The organism is Paralcaligenes sp. KSB-10, from assembly GCF_021266465.1.
Taxonomy (GTDB): domain Bacteria; phylum Pseudomonadota; class Gammaproteobacteria; order Burkholderiales; family Burkholderiaceae_B.
This window is the reverse complement of sequence record NZ_CP089848.1, coordinates 2,524,684-2,541,793: the sequence shown is the minus strand read 5'-3', so window position 1 is coordinate 2,541,793 and position 17,110 is coordinate 2,524,684. Positions and strand designations below refer to the sequence as shown.

General features: G+C 57.5%; 20 protein-coding genes. 13 read left to right on the top strand and 7 right to left on the bottom strand.

Translation table 11 applies throughout. From position 1 onward, the window contains the following. Positions 1 to 7: 7 nt before the first annotated feature. A complete protein-coding gene (locus LSG25_RS11585) occupies positions 8 to 442 on the top strand; it encodes a hypothetical protein (protein WP_232741087.1) in 435 nt (144 codons plus the stop codon). A gap of 375 nt (positions 443 to 817) precedes the next feature. Here LSG25_RS11585 and LSG25_RS11580 read toward each other — a convergent pair whose 3' ends face one another. After that, positions 818 to 2,284, bottom strand: a complete 1,467-nt coding sequence (locus LSG25_RS11580) for a HAMP domain-containing sensor histidine kinase (protein WP_232741086.1) — start codon at positions 2,282 to 2,284, stop codon at positions 818 to 820. Beyond that, positions 2,281 to 3,012, bottom strand: coding sequence for a response regulator transcription factor (locus LSG25_RS11575; protein WP_232741085.1), 732 nt, complete (start codon positions 3,010 to 3,012; stop codon positions 2,281 to 2,283). Before LSG25_RS11575 ends, LSG25_RS11580 begins: the two co-directional genes overlap by 4 nt. Positions 3,013 to 3,200: 188 nt before the next feature. On the opposite strand from LSG25_RS11575, the gene LSG25_RS11570 reads away from it, so the two are divergent. The 5 genes from LSG25_RS11570 (at position 3,201) to LSG25_RS11550 (ending at position 6,807) form a co-directional block, all read left to right on the top strand. After that, complete coding sequence (locus LSG25_RS11570; protein WP_232741084.1) at positions 3,201 to 3,815, top strand: cytochrome b/b6 domain-containing protein; 615 nt, start codon at positions 3,201 to 3,203, stop codon at positions 3,813 to 3,815. Positions 3,816 to 3,825: 10 nt separating this feature from the next. Continuing rightward, entirely contained in the window at positions 3,826 to 4,611 is a 786-nt protein-coding gene (locus tag LSG25_RS11565; protein ID WP_232741083.1) for a molybdopterin-dependent oxidoreductase, read from the top strand. Positions 4,612 to 4,706: 95 nt separating this feature from the next. After that, complete coding sequence (locus LSG25_RS11560; protein ID WP_232741082.1) at positions 4,707 to 4,988, top strand: pentapeptide MXKDX repeat protein; 282 nt, start codon at positions 4,707 to 4,709, stop codon at positions 4,986 to 4,988. A gap of 148 nt (positions 4,989 to 5,136) precedes the next feature. After that, the gene (locus LSG25_RS11555) at positions 5,137 to 6,147 is read left to right on the top strand and encodes a rhodanese-related sulfurtransferase (protein WP_232741081.1); all 1,011 of its coding nucleotides are present in this window, start codon (positions 5,137 to 5,139) and stop codon (positions 6,145 to 6,147) included. Then, positions 6,148 to 6,807: a glutathione S-transferase gene (locus tag LSG25_RS11550; RefSeq protein ID WP_232741080.1), complete on the top strand. Its 660-nt coding sequence runs from the start codon at positions 6,148 to 6,150 to the stop codon at positions 6,805 to 6,807. Position 6,808: 1 nt separating this feature from the next. On the opposite strand, the gene fabI is transcribed toward LSG25_RS11550, so the two are convergent. From fabI to gloB, 3 genes are read right to left on the bottom strand one after another with little or no spacing between them, the layout of a single operon-like run. Further along, positions 6,809 to 7,591, bottom strand: a complete 783-nt coding sequence (gene fabI / locus LSG25_RS11545) for an enoyl-ACP reductase FabI (protein ID WP_232741079.1) — start codon at positions 7,589 to 7,591, stop codon at positions 6,809 to 6,811. Between the two features lie 30 nt (positions 7,592 to 7,621). After that, positions 7,622 to 9,007, bottom strand: a complete 1,386-nt coding sequence (locus LSG25_RS11540; RefSeq protein WP_232741078.1) for a transglycosylase SLT domain-containing protein — start codon at positions 9,005 to 9,007, stop codon at positions 7,622 to 7,624. Positions 9,008 to 9,014: 7 nt separating this feature from the next. Continuing rightward, positions 9,015 to 9,830, bottom strand: a complete 816-nt coding sequence (gene gloB / locus LSG25_RS11535; RefSeq protein WP_232741077.1) for a hydroxyacylglutathione hydrolase — start codon at positions 9,828 to 9,830, stop codon at positions 9,015 to 9,017. A gap of 16 nt (positions 9,831 to 9,846) precedes the next feature. Here gloB and LSG25_RS11530 point away from each other — a divergent pair, with 16 nt between their 5' ends. Next, complete coding sequence (locus tag LSG25_RS11530) at positions 9,847 to 10,602, top strand: class I SAM-dependent methyltransferase (protein ID WP_232741076.1); 756 nt, start codon at positions 9,847 to 9,849, stop codon at positions 10,600 to 10,602. Positions 10,603 to 10,718: 116 nt separating this feature from the next. Beyond that, the gene (gene rnhA, locus LSG25_RS11525; protein ID WP_232741075.1) at positions 10,719 to 11,180 is read left to right on the top strand and encodes a ribonuclease HI; all 462 of its coding nucleotides are present in this window, start codon (positions 10,719 to 10,721) and stop codon (positions 11,178 to 11,180) included. Between the two features lie 4 nt (positions 11,181 to 11,184). Here rnhA and LSG25_RS11520 read toward each other — a convergent pair whose 3' ends face one another. Both LSG25_RS11520 and LSG25_RS11515 read right to left on the bottom strand, forming a co-directional pair. Further along, the gene (locus tag LSG25_RS11520; protein ID WP_232741074.1) at positions 11,185 to 12,156 is read right to left on the bottom strand and encodes a tripartite tricarboxylate transporter substrate binding protein; all 972 of its coding nucleotides are present in this window, start codon (positions 12,154 to 12,156) and stop codon (positions 11,185 to 11,187) included. A gap of 207 nt (positions 12,157 to 12,363) precedes the next feature. Further along, positions 12,364 to 13,335, bottom strand: coding sequence for a LysR family transcriptional regulator (locus tag LSG25_RS11515; RefSeq protein WP_232741073.1), 972 nt, complete (start codon positions 13,333 to 13,335; stop codon positions 12,364 to 12,366). A gap of 113 nt (positions 13,336 to 13,448) precedes the next feature. Between LSG25_RS11515 and LSG25_RS11510 the strand changes: the two genes are divergently transcribed. From LSG25_RS11510 to LSG25_RS11490, 5 genes are all read left to right on the top strand, one after another. Further along, the gene (locus tag LSG25_RS11510; RefSeq protein WP_232741072.1) at positions 13,449 to 14,744 is read left to right on the top strand and encodes a Rieske 2Fe-2S domain-containing protein; all 1,296 of its coding nucleotides are present in this window, start codon (positions 13,449 to 13,451) and stop codon (positions 14,742 to 14,744) included. Then, the gene (locus LSG25_RS11505) at positions 14,741 to 15,259 is read left to right on the top strand and encodes an aromatic-ring-hydroxylating dioxygenase subunit beta (protein ID WP_232741071.1); all 519 of its coding nucleotides are present in this window, start codon (positions 14,741 to 14,743) and stop codon (positions 15,257 to 15,259) included. The genes LSG25_RS11510 and LSG25_RS11505 overlap by 4 nt, the downstream gene beginning before the upstream one ends. Positions 15,260 to 15,333: 74 nt before the next feature. Continuing rightward, positions 15,334 to 15,660, top strand: a complete 327-nt coding sequence (locus LSG25_RS11500) for an NIPSNAP family protein (protein WP_232741070.1) — start codon at positions 15,334 to 15,336, stop codon at positions 15,658 to 15,660. Between the two features lie 16 nt (positions 15,661 to 15,676). Further along, positions 15,677 to 16,468 (top strand): alpha/beta fold hydrolase, encoded by a 792-nt coding sequence (locus LSG25_RS11495; protein WP_232741069.1) that lies wholly within the window; start codon positions 15,677 to 15,679, stop codon positions 16,466 to 16,468. A 5-nt stretch (positions 16,469 to 16,473) separates the two neighbouring features. Next, positions 16,474 to 17,055, top strand: coding sequence for a hypothetical protein (locus tag LSG25_RS11490; protein ID WP_232741068.1), 582 nt, complete (start codon positions 16,474 to 16,476; stop codon positions 17,053 to 17,055). Positions 17,056 to 17,110: the final 55 nt, after the last annotated feature.

The following is a 17,110-nucleotide window of genomic DNA, read 5'->3' as shown; positions in this document are numbered from 1 at the left end:
AGTATTTGTGCGCCCTGCCGCGCTGTTCTTAGGAACGCCATTCAGAGTTTCCTTCAGGCAATCTCTATTATATGGCGTGTCGATCGAGGGGCTGCAAAGCGGATGCCGTCCCGCTTCACTGCTTGGAGGCTTCCTTTTTCAGCCTTTTGGCTTCTTTCTTTTCCTTGGGGGTTTTGGCGGGTTCTTTTTTCTGGGCTTTTTTACTGTCGTGGCTCTTGCTCATGATGAGTTCTCCGTGGTGAAAATCGGTGTGTCGCCGGGCCGTGCCGAAGGGCGATGGGATGATCGGCGGCGTGGACGAGTGTTTATCTTAAGGTATCTTGGATATTTAAAGAAACGCCAGGTGCATCGGCGGCAGGCGATCGTTGTTTTCAGCATCTTGCCTCATGGTGGCGGAGGGGTGACGTGTTGTTCCAAAACCATTAAATATGGCCCGGATTGAGTGTATTTGGGCCCGATTATTCCCCGCGGTCATAAAGAATTCGGCAAAAAGGTGTATGGTTAAGGGATAGTTCAGGCGGCCGTGCCCAGTATGATGAACGGTTTGCCTGCTTTTGAGTGTCTGTTAAAGGTACTTTTTCTGATAGTGAGGTGTTTATGCTTGTCAAACCCCGTACTCCAACGCCGTTCCGCCCATTGCGATCGAGTGTCCAGCAATTGATCAATGAAGAGCGCGCCAAGCAGGCTTCCGCCAAGCGGATTATTGGCATGAGCAGCGTCGGCAATGAGCGGTACGGCAGAAAACGGGATAAATGACAGCTTGTTTCGTTTGGTGTAGCGCCAGTCAAGGATGGGAATAGCGCCAGAAGCGAGGTCTTCAGCGCCCAGTGCTTAGCTCGAAGCGAAAAACAGTTCCGGCGCCGGCCTGATCGATCAGGCGGATATTGCTGTGATGCAATTGCAGGATGCGGTGCACAATAAGCAGGCCCAGGCCCCCGCGATTCTGGTCGGCGCGGTGCAGCGGCGACGAGCGTTTGAACAGGCTGTTGCGCAATTCCGGTGGTATGCCGGGACCGTTGTCGCTGATCTGCACCTGTACTGCGCCGTGAGCGTAATGCAGGCCGACCCGGACTTCGCCATGCGGTGGGCTATGGCGAATCGCGTTGTCCAGTAAATTGGTCAGTACCCGTTCGATCATGCCCAGGTCGGCGCTGATGTCGGGCAGTGAATGCGGCATCTCGGCCACCAGACGCAGTTGGCGGGCCTCGGCGGCCAGTTCGAATTTCTGGAAGATATCCTGCACCAGATCGGCCAGGGAAAAACTCTCCTTGTCGGGCTGGACCAGACCGGACTCCAGGCGTGCCAGCTCAAACAGTTCCTGGGCCAGGCGGCCTACTTTGCGGCTTTGGTCCAGCGCCACTTCCAGATAGCGGCGCCGCTCGGCGCTGCTGAGCGTATCGGCCTTGACCAGCAGCGTTTCCAGATAACCATGCAGCGAGGTCAGCGGGGTGCGCAGATCGTGCGAGATATTGGCGACCATTTCACGCCGTTGTTGATCCTGGCCGGCGAGTTCCTGCCACTGGTCGCCGATGCGCCGCGCCATCTGGCCGAATGCCTGCCTGAGAATCAGGATTTCATCGCGTTCGCCTGCCTGCAGCGCAGGCGCGGGAAGCAGGGTTGCCGCAATGTCGGCGCTGTCGAATTTGCGTACGGTATCGGTAAGCGTACGCAGGGGGCGAGTAATGAGCCGAAACGCAATCAGCCCCGCGAGCAGGCCCAGCAGGGCAACCAGCGCGATCGACCACAAGACGGTGCGCAGGGTCGAACTGGCGGCGATATCGGCGGCCAGGGCGTCTCGCGTTTCCCCCAGCAATACTACATAGATATAGCCATCGCTGCGGGTGCCTAGGCGCAGCGGCGCGGCGCTGAACACCTTGCTGCCGTCGAGGCTGCGCGGATCGTCTCCGAAAATCGGCAAGGGCTCCCCGGCCAGCATGCGCCTGATCGGCCCGAGATTGACTTGCCCGCGCTTCAAATGCCCCTCGGGGGCATCGTGACCCACAATGCGTCCGGTATTGTCGAGCAAATAGACTTCCACGCTGGGGTTGACGGCCATCAACTGTGCGAACAGCCCCTGGACCGCCGCGGGCCTTAGGCCTGCCTGGTCGAGGAGCTGATTGTTGCCTGCGATTTGTCCGGCCAGCCCTTTGGACAGGCGCTGTATCATTTCCTGTTCGCGCTGCGTGCTGCTCGCGATCTGAAGCCAGGCCGTCGCACCGCAACTGGCCACCAGCAGGACGGCAAAGACAGCCGAAAGGCGTTGCGACAAGGTCATGTTTTTCATGATGGATTTCCGGCCTGCGGGACAGGCGCAGCCGCAAATTTGTAGCCGCGTCCCCACACAGTCAGTATTCTTTGCGGATCGGCCGGATCGGCTTCGATCTTGATCCGCAGCCGATGGATATGGGTGTTGACGGTGTGTTCGTAGCCATCGTGCAGATAACCCCAGACCTGATTGAGCAGGTCCATGCGCGAAAATACCTTGTCGGGATGGCGGGCAAAGAAATACAGCAGGTCGAATTCCCGCGGCGTCAATTCTATGGCCTGCCCGTTGACAAAGGCTGTGCGCGCCAGGGGATCGATATTCAGCCCCCCCAGGTCGAGGCTGCCCGCGTCGAGGCGCAAATTACGCGCCATGGCGTCGGTGCGCCGCAGCAGCGCCTTGACCCTGGCGACCAGTTCCAGCATGGAGAAGGGCTTGGCAAGATAATCGTCGGCCCCCAGTTCCAGGCCCAGGATCCGGTGCACTTCGCTGGAGCGCGCACTGGTAATGATAATAGGCGTGTAGCGGGCCATGGCCCGTGCGCGCTTGCAGAGCTCGAGCCCGTCTATACCGGGCAGCATCAGGTCGAGTACCAGGGCGTCCCAGTTGCCGCCTTCAAGGAGCCGCATGCCGGTCGTGCCGTCGGCGGCATGTTCGACAGCATAGCCTTCGTCACCCAGATGCAGGCACAACAGCTCGGCAATATTGCGATCGTCTTCAACAACCAGAATGCGTTTTCGTGGGTCCATGGATGGCTCGTCTGAGGGTGCGCTGGGCCGGATTTTCCGGCGCCGGCGGGGAGGGGCGCACCCGACATGTCTATTATCCGCAATTCCCGCCTGTCCAGTTATCACAATTTATTTAACTTTACGTGAGGATTTGGCGACCGGATCGACGGAATAATGCGGGCATGCATTCATTCCATCCGAGGTGCTCCATGTTGGTCAATCCTGCCTTTGCGCATCGCTCTGTTCCAGTACACCCGGTATGGCTGCGGCTGACCCATTGGCTCAATGCGCTGGCGGTGATCATTATGGTGACCAGCGGCTGGCGCGTCTACAACGCCTCGCCGCTGTTCGATTTTTCTTTTCCCGATGCGATAACCCTGGGGGGCTGGCTTGGCGGGGCGCTGCAATGGCACTTCGCGGGCATGTGGCTGCTGGCGGTCAATGGCGGTGTTTATCTGCTGTGCAACCTGGCCGGCGGGCGCCTGCTGCGCAAATTTTTTCCTTTGACGGTGAGATCGGTCATTGCCGATGCGCGCGCCGCGCTGCGTGGCCATCTTTCGCACGCCGATCCCAGCCGTTACAACAGCATCCAGCGCCTTGCCTACCTGGTGGTGATAGTGGATCTGGCTTTACTTGTGCTGTCGGGCCTGGTGTTGTGGAAATCGGTGCAGTTCCCGATTTTGCGGGATCTGCTGGGCGGTTACGACATGGCCCGGCGTGTCCATTTCTTCGCCATGACATTGCTCGTGGCTTTTGTTGCGCTTCATGTGCTGATGGTGGCGCTGGTGCCTCGCACCCTGATCACGATGATCCGTGGCCGATAAGGAGAATAGTGTGTCCATTCGTCGTTTTATTCCCGGCCTGGATGGCGAGGCCATCGTCAAGGAAGCTCGCCGGCTATTGAATTCCCGCATTGAACAGCCTTCTCGCCGACGGTTCTTTCAGCGTACGCTGACTCTGGGGGGGGTCGCCTTGCTGAGTGGTTGCAACTTGAGCGATGAGCCGAGCGTCGAGACTGCGCTGGAACGGATTTCCCGCTTTAACGACACAGTGCAGGGCTGGCTGTTCGATTCGGCCCGATTGGCACCCACCTATCCCGAGTCCATGATTACCCGGCCGTTTCCTTTCAATGCCTACTATGGCGAGGACGAGGTGCGGCATATCGATGAAGCATCCTACCGGCTCGAAGTCACTGGCATGGTGGCCGACAAACGTAGCTGGCAACTGGGCGAACTGCGTGCGATGGCCCAGACTGAGCAGATTACCCGCCATATTTGCGTGGAAGGCTGGAGCGCCATTGGTCGTTGGGGCGGTGTGAGATTTTCCGATTTCCTGCGCCGTGTGGGTGCGGACACGACGGCCAGGTATGTGGGCTTCAAGTGTGCCGACGACTATTACACCAGTATCGATATGCCTACGGCCCTGCACCCGCAAACCGTGCTGGCCCTGACCTACGATGGTCAGACTTTGCCGGCCAAGTACGGTTTTCCCATGAAGCTGCGTATTCCGACCAAGCTCGGCTACAAGAATCCCAAGCATATCCAGGCCATTTTCGTGACCAATACGTATCCCGGCGGTTATTGGGAAGATCAGGGCTACAACTGGTTCGGAGGCAGTTGACGAAGCTGGTATGCGTTTTATCCGTGTGAAGTTGTTTGTTCTGCATGATTTATCAACGTGGCCGAGCCACATACTCTGTTAATAAGGATCTCATCATGAAAAAAATTTCTGCTTCCATACTGGCCGTGTGCCTGGCGTTTGGTACTGCCAGCGTATTTGCCGCGGACAGCATGCACAAGGATTCCATGCAAAAATCGGGCATGAGCCACGACAGCATGGGCAAATCTTCCATGGGCAAAGACTCCATGGGCAAGAGTTCAATGGCGAAAGACACCATGGGCAAGGACAAGATGGGCAAGTCTTCCATGGGTAAAGACACCATGGGCAAGGACCACATGGGCAAGGATTCGATGGCCAAGGACGAAATGAAAAAGTAAGCAGTGTGCCGCGGCCTGCAGGATGTCGGCCGGGTGGGCCTTGCGCCCATCGAGGCCAAGGTGCCTCCGATTTCAACAGGGTTTAAAATAAAGGCCCGGGCCGTCGGTCGACTAGCCTGGCCTTTGTGTTTCCTATTCTGTTCCTGGCATGGCTAATTTCCTGATTGCAGCGCTTTACAAATTCGTTCGGCTTGCCGATTACCAGGCTTTGCAGGGGCCCCTGCTGGCGTGCTGCGAAGCAAATCAGGTCAAGGGCACTTTGCTGCTGGCCGAGGAAGGCATCAATGGCACTATAGCCGGCCCCCAGGATGGCGTGGCCGCGGTGCTGGCGCATTTGCGCAGCGATCCGCGCCTGCAGGCCCTGACGCACAAGGACTCCTGGTCCGACAAAATGCCGTTTTATCGCATGAAGGTCAAGCTGAAGCGTGAGATCGTGACGATGGGCGTACCCAACGTTCATGCCGGCACGATGGCGGGCACCTACGTCAAGCCCGACGAGTGGAATCAACTGATCGACGATCCCGATGTCGTGGTGGTCGACGTGCGCAACGATTATGAAGTGTCGATCGGCTCATTTGCCGGAGCGGTCAATCCGCATACGGCAAGCTTTTCCGAGTTTCCCGAATGGGTCAAGGCGCAGTCGGCCGACGGTGGCCTGCTAAGCAGCAAATCCAGGGTGGCCATGTTTTGCACGGGCGGCATCCGCTGCGAGAAATCGACGGCCTACCTGCGTTCCCAGGGCTTTGACGAGGTTTACCATCTGGAAGGAGGCATACTCAAGTACCTGGAAACCGTGCCTCCGGAGGAAAGCCGCTGGGACGGCGAATGTTTTGTATTCGACGAACGGGTCTCGGTGCTGCATGGTTTGGCCCCCGGCCATTACGAACTGTGCCGTGCCTGCCGCCTTCCCCTTGGTCCGGCAGACAAGGCGTCCGAGTTCTTCATTGAAGGGATCAGTTGCCCGCATTGCCACGATAGGCACAGCGACGAGCAGAAACAGCGCTTTGCGGAGCGCCAGAAGCAGGTGGAACTGGCTAAAAGCCGCCATCAGCGCCATATAGGCGTACGCATGGAGCAGCCGCAGGCCGCGGATGACGCCGCCAGGCAGAAAGAGGCCTTGGCAAGGGCCGGCACCGACGATAGTGCAAAGATGAGCTGAATGCCCGGTTTGCCTCTCCCCATCCTTTATTCTTTTCGCCGCTGTCCGTATGCCATGCGGGCACGGCTGGCCATTGCGGCCAGCGGGCAGGCATGCGAACTGCGCGAGGTTGCGCTGCGCGACAAGCCGCAGGCAATGCTGGATGTTTCGCCCAAGGCAACGGTGCCGGTGCTGATTACCGGCAACAGCCAGGTCCTGGAGCAGAGCCTGGATATCATGTTGTGGGCTCTTGCGCAAAATGACCCGCATGAGTGGCTCGCGCCCACGCAGCCAGGCATGGATGCCATGCTGGAGCTGATCGCCGAATGCGACGGGCCGTTCAAGCATCACCTCGATCGCTACAAGTATCCGCAGCGCCATGCCGATTCGCAGGGCAGTGGCCATCATCGCGATGAGGCTGCTTTTTGGTTAAGTCGCCTTGATGCCAGGTTGCAACGCCAGCCGTTTTTATTTGGTGCGCACGCGGCGCTGGCCGACATGGCCATTGCGCCGTTTGTCCGCCAGTTTGCGCATGTGGATCGCGAATGGTTTCAGGCCATGCCCTGGCCCGGACTCCAGGCATGGCTGCAGGCTTGGCAGGAGTCGGAACTGATGGCGCTGATCATGGAAAAGCATGCCCCCTGGGCGCCCGGCGCCGCAGGAGTGCGTTTCCCCGCCTGAGTCATTCCATGCCGGGAGTAACGGTTGAGAAGCCGGCGTCTACGTGAGTGATTTCGCCGGTAATGCCGGCGGCCAGGTCCGACAGCATGAAGGCGGCGACATTGCCCACGTCTTCAATGGTGACGTTGCGGCGCAGGGGGGCATTGGCCTCGACGAATTTGAGGATCGAGGAAAAGTCCTTGATGCCGCTGGCGGCCAGGGTTTTGATGGGGCCGGCCGAGATGGCGTTGGCGCGTATGCCCAGAGGGCCCAGTGCGCTGGCCAGATAGCGTACGCTGGCTTCGAGCGAAGCCTTGGCCAGGCCCATGGTGTTGTAGTTGGGAACGACTTTTTCGGAGCCGAGGTAGGTCAGGGTCAGGACCGAGCTATTGCGTCCTTTGAGCAGCGGCAGCGCCGCTTTGGCCAGCGCCGGAAAGCTATAGGCGGAAATATCGTGCGCGATGCGGAATCCTTCCCGCGACAAGCCATCGAGGAAGTCGCCCGCGATGGCTTCGCGCGGCGCAAAGCCGATGGAATGGACCAGGCCGTCAAGGCCGTCCCAGTGGGCTTGCAGTCCGGCCATGGCCGATTCGATTTGCGCGTCGTCGGCAACGTCGCAAGGCAGAACGATCTTGCTGCCGAATTCGGCCGCGAAGTCGACGACACGATCTTTAAACCGTTCGCCCACATAAGTGAGGGCAAGCTCGGCCCCCTGCTGATGGCAGGCGCGGGCAATGCCGTATGCAATCGACCGGTTCGAAAGCACACCCGTAACCAGGATGCGCTTGCCGCTCAAGAAACCCATGTTGTTGATCCTTCGTTATGTCTGGAAAAGTTAGCCGCGAACGTTGGTTCCGGGCACACGCAATTGCTTGCCGAGGGCCAGGGAGCTGCTTTTCAGATTATTGAGCTTGCGCAGTTCGTCGACCGAGGTGTGGTAGCGTTTGGCCAGTGAAAACAGCGTTTCACCGTGTCGGACAGTGTGCGTGCGTACATTGACCTTGTGCCGGGTGACCACGATGTCATTGCGCTTGTTGCGAGTGACGTGGACTTCGGGTTCTTCGTCGCGCGGAACCTCGAGCGACGCCAGTTGAATGCTTCCGCCTCCGGCATCGGTAGTGGGTACCAGCAGGGTTTGCGCCGTGGCTTTGGCCTTTTTACCGTTCAGGCCATTGACATTGCGCAGGGCTACCAGGCTGATGCCGTGATGTTTGGCAATCGACGCATACGATTCGCCTTTTTTGGCGGTGTAGGTTTGCCACGAACTGAGGCGGCCCTTATAGGCCTGGAGGTTGGCGTTGAAAATATCCACCCGGTTGACCGGCAGCAGCAAAGTGGGGTGGTGCTCGCCCAGGATGATGGGGCGGTTGAACGAGGCATTCAGTGCCTTGAAGTCTTCGACCGACATCTCTGCCAATTTGGCGGCTACGGCGATATCCATATCGCGCGATTTCTGGACGGTGGTGAAGTAAGGGGTATTGCTGATTTCGGGGAGCGTGATGCCGTATTTCTGGGGATTGGCGATGATGTTCTTGATGGCTTGCAGCTTGGGCACGTAATTGCGCGTTTCGTCGGGCATATTGATTGAGCTGTAGTCGACGAAATCGCCATTGCTGGCGTTTTTGCTCATGGCCCGCTGCACCGAACCTTCGCCCCAGTTGTACGATGCGAGGGCCAGATACCAGTCGCCCTGCAACTGATACAAATAGCTGAGGTAGTCGAGTGCGGCGTTGGTCGAGGCTATGGGGTCGCGGCGCTCGTCGCGCCACCAAGTTTGTTGCAGATTGTAGTGCAACCCCGTGCTGGGGATGAATTGCCAGAGCCCGGATGCCTTGGCGCGCGAATAGGCGGTCGGGTCGTAGGCGCTTTCCACGAACGGCAGCAGGGCCAATTCGGTGGGCAGGCCGCGGCGATTGATTTCCTGCACGACATAGTAAAGATATTTGCCTGCCCGCTCGCTCATGCGCTGAATGGATTCGGGATGCGCCGCGTAGTAATCCGTCCATTGCTGGGTCAGGTCGTTATTCAGATTGGGGATGGCAAAGCCGCGCCGGATTCGATCCCACATGTCCCGGGGGGGGTGGGTCAGGTCGACAGTCCGCGATGTTTCCGCGGCGGAGTAGGTTCTTTTTTGCCCGGCGTATTGATTATGCGAGGAATTAGTGGCGCAACCGGCTAAAACTGCTGCAAGGAGCAGAATGAATAGTCGTAAGCATTTCATCGGCAATTCATTTGAAGTTGTTCTTCCATTCACGCAAGCCAGTAAAAACGGCTACAGCCGAATCCAGTCGCTTGCCGGCATAGGCTTCGGCAGCGCCAGACACACTTTCTTGCTGGGTACGAAAAAAAGGGTTGGTATCAAGTTCAACGGCAATGGTCGAAGGCAGCGTTGGCAGGTTCTGGCCCCGCAGCTCTTGCACTACCTTCCAGCGTTGCTGCAAAACAGTATTGTTGGGTTCTACATGAAGCGCCCAACGTAAATTGGCTAGAGTGTACTCGTGAGCGCAGCAAACAAGTGTATCCAGCGGTAATCCCCTGAGTTTACCTAAAGAATCAACCATTTGGGCAGGTGTGCCTTCAAATAATCGCCCACAACCGGCAGAAAACAGGGTGTCGCCGCAAAAAACCAGGGGTTTACCCTGATTAAATTGGCCGAAATAAGCGATATGGCCGGCGGTATGGCCGGGAATATCCAGGACCCGAAGGCGCAGATCGAGATTTTCCAGCACGACAATGTCGTCCTGCCTGAGTGCGTGGTCGCATACCGGCAAAGTTTCGCTTGCGGGGCCGTATACTGGTGCGCCGGTCAATTGCTGCAGCGCCAGCGCTCCTCCCACATGATCGCCATGATGGTGAGTGAGTAGAATGGCATCGAGAACAAGCTCGTATTGGCCGAGCAGTTTTTCAATGGGGGCCGATTCGCCGGGGTCGACGACGACCGCATGGCCATCCTTGCTGACCATCCATATATAGTTGTCGGACAAAGCCGGCACGGGTATGAGTTGTGTTTGTCCCGCGGCTCGATTAAAAATTGTATTTACCATGGCAACAGGAGTAGAAGTGTCTTTGGATCCATCTCCTATTGTAGAGCTTGGCGAGTGGTTGCAAACCCCATCGGGCGTATATGTCAAAGACTGGGAACAAAAACAGGTCGATGGCATAGTGGCCAATGTGTTTGGCTATCATGCCATCCAGGTCGGCTTGCCGAAATGGGATTTGCTGCGCGCCAATCGTATTCCCTACAAAGGCTATACCTGTGCCTTGCCCGATCTCGGCCCGGCGGCAAGCCAATTGTCTGTGGCCGCCGATCCGGAAAACTTGCCTTTCGACACCCAGAGCGTCGATTTGCTGGTGCTGCCCCATGTGCTCGAGTGCTCCAGCAATCCCCATCAAGTGTTGCGCGAAGCCGAGCGCGTTTTGATGCCCGAGGGGCGTGTCGTGATTTCGGGTTTCAACCCCTGGAGCCTCTGGGGTGCGCGCGAGCGCGTGCCGGGCCTGGAACCGCTGATGCCGGTGGCCACGCATCTGCAGGTTTCGCTGCCCCGCTTGAAAGATTGGTTTAAGCTTCTGTCCTTCGAAGTCGACCGGGGTCGTTTCGGCTGTTACGCTCCGCCGTGCCTGAGCGAAAAATGGCTGGGGCGATGGGCATTCATGGAATCGGCGGGTGACCGCTGGTGGCCTGTATGCGGGGCCGTGTATGTGGTGTCGGCAATCAAGAGGGTGGTGGGCTTGCGGGTTATCGGCCCGGAATGGAAAGGCAAGAAGAAACGGGTGCGGCGCGAGGCGGTGGTGACTGGCAGGCACTCCGGAGCCTGACACCGGCCGCGGGTCCGCGTTCGTTGTGCCGTTATAGTCCCGTGCCGGTATTCCGGCACGGTTTATATTGTCGGGGGCATGTTCATGCCCCGATCCTGGGTTGTAAAGACGAAGTAATGAATAGTCGCCATGTAGATATCTGGACCGATGGGGCCTGCAAGGGAAATCCGGGGCTGGGGGGCTGGGGAGCCTTGCTGCGCCAGGGGCCGCACGAGAAAACACTGTACGGCGGCGAGCCCGGCACCACGAATAACCGCATGGAGCTCATGGCGGTCATCGAGGCCCTGAAGGCGCTGAAGCGCCACTGCGAGGTGGTCGTGCACACCGATTCCCAGTATGTGCAGAAGGGCATGACGGAGTGGATCGCCAACTGGAAGCGTCGCGGCTGGCGCACCGCCGACAAAAAGCCGGTGAAAAATGCCGACTTGTGGCAGGAGCTGGACGCCCTGGTGCAGCAGCATAGCCTGAGCTGGCAGTGGGTCAAGGGCCATGCCGGTGACCCTGGCAATGAACGCGCCGACGAGCTTGCCAATCTGGGCGCCGAGCAGGCGCGCCTGGCGCAGCGCTCAGGAAAATGAGCGCTTATTGCCCAATCTTGATTCCTGTTTTTTCGACAAATGACTTCCACTTGTTCGCGTCCGTACGCACAAGGTCGGCCAGTTCTTGCGGCGAACCCCCGCCCGGTTCCGCGCCTATCTTTGCCATTTTCTCGCGCATGTCGGGACGTTTGAATCCTTTGGACAATATAGCCGCGATCTTGTTGATGCGTTCCGGCGGGGTGCCCGCCGGCGCGAACAAGGCGCTCCAGCCGGTAACGTTGTAGTTCGGCAGGCCGGATTCCGCTATGGTCGGCAAATTGGGAGATTGTGGGAAACGCTTTGAACCCGTCAAGGCCAGTGCGCGAAGACGGTCCGACCCCATCCAGGGCAGGGCGTCCGAGTAATTGGCGAATGTCAGGTCGGTTTCCCCCGACACGGCCGCCGTTACAGCCGGCGCCCCTCCACGATAGCGCACGTCGACCATGTCGATGCCCGCCATATGTTTGAATATTTCGCCGCTGTACGAGGTGAGCCCGCCCGCTCCCGAGAAATTCAGCTTTCCCGGATGGGCCTTGGCATAGGCGATCAATTCCCGGACATTGGTCACGGGCAATGACGCCTTGACCATCAGGACCATGGGATTGGTATTGACGAGCGTAATCGGGGCGAAATCCTTTACGCCGTCGTAGTCGACCTTGTAAATGAATTGGTTCAATGTCTGTGGGGCCGCCAGCCCGAGCAGCAGCGTATATCCGTCGGGTGCGCTGCGCGCAACATAGGCCGTGCCGAGGCTTCCGCTGGCCCCTGTTTTGTTTTCTATGACTATGGACTGGCCCAGGCCTTCCTGCAGAAGGGGCGCGATTAAACGCGCAACCAAATCGGCAATTCCTCCCGGGGCATAGGGGACGATGATCCTGACGGGCTTGTCCGGCCATGTGTCGGCTATCGCGGCGGACAAGAAAATAATATTGCTGGCCGCCACCAAGGCTATTGATCGTATAAGTGCACGCAACATTTATCGTCCTTGTTGTTGGGTTGCTGAGGGAATGTTTCCCGATGCTATCAATCCCTTGTTTATAATCCAATCAGATATCAACGATAACCAATATCGGTATTTGCAATGGCCTGGCGCATGTACTGAGAAAAATGCCGCTATTGTGCCGTTTGCCGGGGCTGACATGGGAGCTTTTCTACGCAAGCCTCGACCGCTATTAAATGATTTCTAAAGGGGCGCGATTTCTTGCGAATTCTGCCGGGACGGCTTTCCATTTCGATGATAGGCGCGTCGCTGCAGCATCGGAAACTCGGAAATCAGCGCGTCCCTGAGCCATTTGTTGGCGGCGTCATGATGTGAACTGCGATGCCAATATAAATTGACTTGAAAGGTCGGAGGCGTAAAAGGAAGCTGTATTTGCTTGATGGATGGATCCGCGGAAATAAAGTCGGCCAGGGCCTGCGGCACCACCGCAATGACATTGGTCGTCGCCACGATGATGGGTACGCTCATGAAGTGGGGGGTGCGCAGTACGACATCTCTTTGCAGACTATGCTTTTGCAGGAATCGTTCGAATACTTCCTGGCTGCGGCCTGTCGTTTCGACAACCACGTGTCTTAACGCCAGAAATTGCTTCATGGTCAATTTGCTGTTCGCCAGAGGATGCCCCGCCCGGATGATTCCGGCAAATGAATGCAGGCCGATCCGTCGCTGGAAAAAGTTGCTGGTCTTGATGTCCGGGAAAAAACCGGCGGCGACGTCGACTTCGCCCCCCGCCATGGCTTCTTCGAGTTCGCGCGGCGGCATGTACATGGATTGCAGGGTCAGGCCCGGCGCCATCTCTTCGATGCGGCGTATTATCAGCGGCAAATAGATTCCTTCGCCGATGTCGGAAAGCGTGATCCTGAATTCCCGCGTCGATGTTTTTGGGTCGAATTTCGGCGGCACAATGATTTCGGTTTCCATCGAGCGAATAATCGCGCGCACGGGGTCGATCAATTTACGCGAACGGCTGGTGGGCTCCATGCCCCCGGACCCCTTTATGAAAAGGGGGTCTTGCAATTGCACCCGAAGGCGGGCCAGGGCAGTGCTCAGGCCCGGTTGGCTCATGTTGAGGTAGCGCGCCGCGCTGCCCACGCTGCCCGTATCGAATATTGCAACAAAAATGCGCAGCTGCTTTAGATCGAGGTTTATATCCATTGGCCCGTGTATATCTTGATTTGAGATATTTATTATATGGGTAATCGTGTAGAGAAATTCAGGATGGCTCCCTACAATCAGTCAACACAATCATCGTCCAGTTCTGGGGAATTATGGAAACAGCCATTTCATGCACGCAAGCCTCGCCCGGCGCCATCGCGCAGGAACGTCCGCCACTTGAAGATTTCGCATGGCCGGAAGAGGGGGTGACGCGGGTTCCGTTTCGCGTTTTTTCCGACCCTGCCATTTATGCGCTCGAGCAGGAAAAGATTTTCCGGGGGCCTGTCTGGCACTACTTGTGCCTGGAGACGGAGGTCGCCCATAAAGGGGATATCCGCACTACCTGGCTGGGAGAGACTCCCATTATCGTCACCCGTGACGACAATGGGGAAATCCACGCAATGATCAACCGCTGCGCCCATAAAGGGGCCTTGGTCTGCCTGAAAGACCACGATAATCAAAGATCCCTGACCTGCGTGTATCACGCCTGGAATTATGGCCTGGATGGGAAGCTCAAAGGACTGGCGTTCCGTAAGGGGGTGCACGGCAAGGGCGGTATGCCGGAAGATTTCGATGTGCAAAAGCACCGCCTGGAGCCGTTGCGGGTGGAGGTGTTTTGCGGAATCGTATTTGGCACGTATTCCCCCGATACGGCGCCCCTGCAGGAGTTCCTGGGCGAACCCATCAGCCGCTTTATTAAACGCCACATGGATCAGCCCCTGAAGATATTGGGCGTGCACAGCCAGACCCTGCACAACAACTGGAAGCTCTATGCGGAGAATGTCAGGGATTCCTACCATGCGACATTGCTTCATACCTTCTATACGACCTTCAAGGTCAATCGCCTGGACATGGACGGTGGCATTGTTTTGTCGGAAAAAAAATGGCACCACATCAGTTATACGAAAAGAGCCACTCTGCAGGCCGACCAGGAATACCAGAAAGCCGGGGTCCATTCCGCCAAATATGAATCGAACCTGGAAGGCCCGGAATTGCTTGGCGCCTGGGATGCCTTCGAGGACAGGATCACCCATAGCATTCAAACGATCTTCCCGTCTCTCGTAATTCAACTTACGCTCAATTCCCTGGCGGTGCGGTTCTTCGTGCCGCGAGGGGTCGACAAAACGGAATTGTTCTGGGTGTTCCTGGGGTATGAAAACGATACGCCCGAGCAGGAAAAGATGCGGGTCATGCAGTCCAATCTGACCGGCGCGGCCGGACTTGTCGCCCTGGAGGACGGATGCATCAATTCCTTCGTGCAGCGGGCCACGGCCAGCAGTCCGGATCGCCAGGCATTCATAGAGATGGGGGGCCGGCAAACAGAGTCCAACGAATCCTCTCGCGCCACCGAGGCGGCCGTGCGTGGATTCTGGCACGGCTATCGCCAGATCATGGGGTTCGATAAATGAGAACAGGCCACAGCACCGTTATCAACGATGGCTCATTGCCGGCATCGCAGAAAATACCCGCCGCAACGATCCAGTCTTTCCTGCAGGACTACTGCCATACCCTGGACGATGGCGAGATCGACAATTGGGTGGGCTTTTTCAAAGAAGATGCGACATACCAGATTACAACGCGTGAAAACAGGGTAAAGGGGTATCCGATAGGCATTGTGCTCTGCGAAGGGCGCGGAATGATGAATGACCGGATCAAGGCCCTGAAAAACGCGAACATTTTCGAGAGCCACACCTACTGCCATATTCTTGGGTACCCATCCATACAATCCGGCGACAAGGGATTGCTTGCGGTGCGAACCAATTTCGTCGTGTATAGAACCATGTACACGGGCGAGGCGGAGCTCTTTGCCTCGGGGAAGTACCTGGACCTGATTGCGCTGGACAACGATGGCCCGCGTTTCGCCGAGCGTCTTGTGGTGCTTGATTCGCGCCGCATCGATACGCTGCTGGTCTACCCCTTGTAGAGGGCCGTGTCGCAGTCCAGCCCATGAGCCATGAATAAATTTCTTTTGCATGCCGATTTCAAGTGAGCCTATCCATGATTTACGAATTAAAGAAGTACATCGCCCATCCGGGCAAAGCAGCGGTGCTGCAGACCCGCTTCGCGGATAAAACGCTGCCTATTTTCCAGCGCCTGGGTATTGAGCTTCTTCATTGCTGGAACCCCGCCGAAGACAAGGACGCCCTGTATTATCTTGTCGGCTTTCCGGATAATGCGGCGCGGGAAAATGCATGGGCCGCGTTCGGCGCGGACGCCGAATGGCTTGCCATCAAGGCCGAGAGCGAGCGCGAGGGGCCTCTGCTGAAGGCCCAGTCCGCCGTCACGTTGATCCCCACGCGGTTTTCCCCCAATGAAGGCCGCTGACATCAGGCGGCATCGTGTGAAAAATGATGCCGCGGAGCTTTACGTCGTCGACGAGGGAGAAATGGACGCGCCCTGCGTGGTGCTGGGCCATTCCATTATGACCGACATGGGTATGTGGGCTCCGCAGCGCACCACCTTATTGGATCTTGGCTTGCGTGTCATCTGTTATGACAGCCTTGGCCACGGCCTCAGTCCGGCCCTTCCGCCTCCGTACACCATTGCCCAGTTGTCCGGCAGCGTTATTTCAATTCTGGATGCGCTCAATATAGAACGGGCTCACTATATTGGGCTCTCGCTGGGAGGTATCGTGGCTTGGGATTTGGCGGCGAATCATGGCAAACGGCTGGCCAGCATGGTTGTCGCCGATGCTCCCGCCCATGCATCGCCCGACTTTGCGGCGGTATGGGATGCGCGTATTCAAACAGCAAGGGAGGACGGCATGGGGGCGCTTGTGGCACCCACAATGTCACGCTGGTTTGGGCCGGAGTTTCTGGCCGAACCCATTGCGGATTCAGTGCGTGAAATGATCCGCAACACGTCGGTCGACGGATTTGTCGGCGCGGCGCGGGCCTTGCAGGCTTTTGACTATCGGTCTCATCTTGCGGAAATCAAAATGCCGACAACAATGATAGTCGGTGAGAACGATGGAGTATTGGCACCGGTGATGAAAGAGATCGCCGACGAAATCGCGGGCAGCGATTATGTGCTTGTTCCCTCGGCCAGGCATTTGCCCAATATGGAATTCCCTGAGCTTTTCAATAAAGCGCTAAGGCGCCATTTTCAAAACACGATTCAGCCAGGCCTATGACAGTAATGAAACAGCAATCGCCAGCCGCCGCGGCTGGCATCCGCCTTGAAACGCTGATGCATAACTACGTGCGGGGCAAAGACGGCAATCGTCCCCTATATATGGATCGGGTCTTTGCGCCCAGCTCGACAGTCAGCATCAGGCTCAACACCGACGCCATCGCTTTTCCGGCCGAGTTGCGGGGGCTGGAGATGATCAAGAAGGTACTGGTGCGGGAATTCAGCCAGAAATACGAGAATATTTTCACTTTTTATCTGGATCGGCCATCGGGATTGCTCCAGCGGTTTTCCTGCGGCTGGCTTGTCGCCATGACAGAGATAGCGACGGGCCAGATACGGATAGGTTGCGGGCGGTTTGATTGGGTCTTTCATGCGGACGCGCTTCATGCAAGCGAACTTCAGATCACCATCGACTTGATGCTTACCGTCGCCGCTGAAAAACACGACATTCTGTTTACGTGGCTGCTTGATCAAGCCTATCCCTGGGCCGATGTGAAACACATTCTGGATAGCTGGCCGCCGTTGCCGGAGCTGGCGGTCTTGCGCAAGGGTTTGCTCACCTGTGCCAAGGGTGGCTCGCAGGACTAATAGAATGTGGCGCTGATGGCAGTGCGATAGAATAGGGGCTACATCTCGTTGGTGC